Genomic DNA, 2,635 nt, shown 5'->3' on the forward strand with positions numbered 1-2,635 from the left:
GGAAGGCCATGGCCACCTCGGCGCCAATGCGCTCCAGCCCGTGCACGCCACCGAACACGCCGAGCGCCGGTGCGGCCGGGTCGCTGCTGCCCATGCTCACGGCCAGCAGCGGGAAGCGCTCGCCGTGGCCGGCGTCGATCTCCCCCAGCGTGTGCAGCGTCAGGTAGGGCGCGCCTGTGTCGACCAGCCGGCGGATCGCGCTCAGTTCCGGCAGCAGGACGGGCATGACAACTTGGGTGGTGACCACAACATCTGCAACGGCATCGCGCGAGGGTAGGCCGTTCGTGTGTCATGCGGGTGTCATGGCCCGCGGACCAGTTTGACGCGGGGGTTTCACCGGGACTTCACGGGCACGTCATGTGATCTGACGACCATCGCGGCATTCAAGCATTTCCTCAGGAGCAGACCATGAGCTTTCCCCGTTTTGTGCTGAGCGCCCTGGCGCTGGCCTCGCTGTGTGCCGCGGCCCAGGCCGCCGAGCTCGTCGGCTACGCCAGCATGCCGGCCGACACCTTTGCCAAGGGCCCGACCGCCGGCCAGTTCGTGTCGTCGGCCAATGGCCGCACGCTGCCGCTGGTCGACAAGCAGGCGGTGCAAGGCTTCTCCGCCGTGCTGCCCGGCCCGGTCGCCGGCACCTACCGCGTGATGCCGGACAACGGCTTCGGCAACAAGGCCAACTCGCCGGACGCGATGCTGCGCACCTACACGCTGCAGCCCAACTTCCGCAGCTGGGACGGCGCGGCGCTGGTCGGCGAAGGCAATGTCGTGCCGGTCAATGAGAAGACCGGTGCCGTGGTCGCCGCGTTCACCGACGAAACCTTCACCGCGCTGAAGGACCCGGACGGGCTGATCGGCTTCACCAAGGTGGCCGACCGCGAGTTCTACCCGTACTCGGGCAGTGGCCCTGGCGCTGCCAACATCCCCGTGCCGCAGAAGGTGCGCGACGGTGGCTACCTGACCGGCAGCGACCTGGACATCGAATCGATGCGCCGCGACAAGAACGGCTACTTCTGGTTCGGCGACGAATTCGGCCCGTTCCTGGTCAAGACCAACAAGAACGGCAAGGTGCTGCGCGCTGCCATCCCGATGGCCGGCGTGCAGTCGCCTGACAACCCCTTCCTGAACGGCGCGCAGCCCACGCTGAACGGCTCCAACGGCTTCGAAGGCATGGCCATCAATGCAGCTGGCGACCACCTCTACACGCTGCTCGAAGGCAGCGTGGTGGGCGACACGCCCAAGACCCTGCGCATCAACGAGTTCAGCGTGGACGACGAGGCCTACACCGGCCGCCAGTGGCACTACAAGCTCGACGACGCCGGCACCAACATCGGCGACATGACGGCGGTCAACGCCCACCAGTTCATCGTGCTGGAGCGCAACGGCACGCAGGACCCGCGCTTCAAGCGCGTGTTCCTGATCGACCTGAACGTGGTCGACGCCGACGGCAATGTGCAGAAGACCGAGATCGCCGACCTGATGAACCTGGCCGACCCGCACGACCTGAACCAGGACAGCAGCCAGACCTTCACCTTCCCATGGGTGACGATCGAAGACGTGCTGGTGCTGGACGCCAGCACGCTGCTGATCATCAACGACAACAACTACCCGGGCAGCAGCAAGACCGCCGGCGTGCCGGACATCACCGAGTTCCTGCAGGTCAAGCTGGACCAGAAGCTGGCGCTCAAGGACAAGACGCCGCTGAACTGAAGTCCTGTGAGCCCCCAGGACCGGGCTGTGCCCGGCCCGCCCCCCGAGGGACGTTTCCTTGGCCCTTGAGGGGAGGACGCCCACGCCCATGAAAAAGGCCGGCCCCGCTGCGAAGCGGACCGGCCTTTTTGTCGTTGATTCAGATGCTCAGTTGACGACTGGCGGCGCCTTGGTCACGCGCACCTTGCCGCCGGTGGTGACGATGACCACCGCATCGCCAGCCTGCAGGTTCTCGTTGCCCTTGGCCTGCACGATGGCGCGGCGGTCGCCGTTGCGCAGCTGGATCAGCAACTCCACACCCTCTTCCTTGGTGGAGGAGCGCTCGACGGCATTGCCGATGGCCGCACCGGCCACCGCACCGATCACGCCGACGATGGCCGATTCGCGCGAGCCGCCAACGCCAGAGCCGGCCACGCCACCCACGACGGCACCGGCGGCGCCGCCCAGGCCGCTTTGGCTGCCATCGATGGTCACCGGTCGCAGGCTGAGGATGGTGCCGTCCTGCACGGTGGACATGCGCTGCGCGTCGCCGCGCTGAACGACGTCAGGGCTGGAGGTGGCGCAGGCGGCCAGTGTGGCCACCATCGTGGCGAGGATCAGGCGGGAAGCAAGGCGTTGCATGATGTATCGAGTGTGTTGAGCGGAACAGAACGCCTGCGGCCGAGGCGGCGTTGACAGGACTTGTCCAGGGCAGCGAGGCCGCCTGGAGCCAATGCGAATTGTGCGCGCCACCAGTGTCCCCGGCTTGAGCGCGGACAAGCGCAGGCGGGCGAGAAGTCTTCAGCGCTGGACACCCGGCAATGCACGCTGCATTGCCGGCAGGTGAGCGGAAGTGAAGACCTGTCGTGGCGCGGCCAGCGCCGGGCCGCTCCCAAGCGGCCGCGCACCCGCTTGGCGGGTGGTTCGCGGTATTCCCGCGAACCGGCTG

The 2,635-nt window shown here is 67.3% G+C and carries 2 protein-coding genes and 1 pseudogene; 1 reads left to right on the top strand and 2 read right to left on the bottom strand.

The window, feature by feature from the left end; translation table 11 throughout:
- A pseudogene (locus tag FKP22_RS26685) lies at positions 1-226 on the bottom strand (zinc carboxypeptidase); the annotation flags it as partial.
- A 182-nt stretch (positions 227-408) separates the two neighbouring features.
- On the opposite strand from FKP22_RS26685, the gene FKP22_RS26690 reads away from it, so the two are divergent.
- The gene (locus tag FKP22_RS26690; RefSeq protein ID WP_141290967.1) at positions 409-1,707 is read left to right on the top strand and encodes an esterase-like activity of phytase family protein; all 1,299 of its coding nucleotides are present in this window, start codon (positions 409-411) and stop codon (positions 1,705-1,707) included.
- Between the two features lie 147 nt (positions 1,708-1,854).
- Here the strand turns inward: FKP22_RS26690 and FKP22_RS26695 are convergent, their stop codons facing one another.
- Positions 1,855-2,328, bottom strand: coding sequence for an outer membrane lipoprotein (locus FKP22_RS26695; protein WP_141290969.1), 474 nt, complete (start codon positions 2,326-2,328; stop codon positions 1,855-1,857).
- Positions 2,329-2,635 lie beyond the last annotated feature (307 nt).

This window comes from Ideonella azotifigens, assembly GCF_006519715.1.
GTDB classification, from domain to species: Bacteria; Pseudomonadota; Gammaproteobacteria; order Burkholderiales; family Burkholderiaceae_C; genus Ideonella; species Ideonella azotifigens.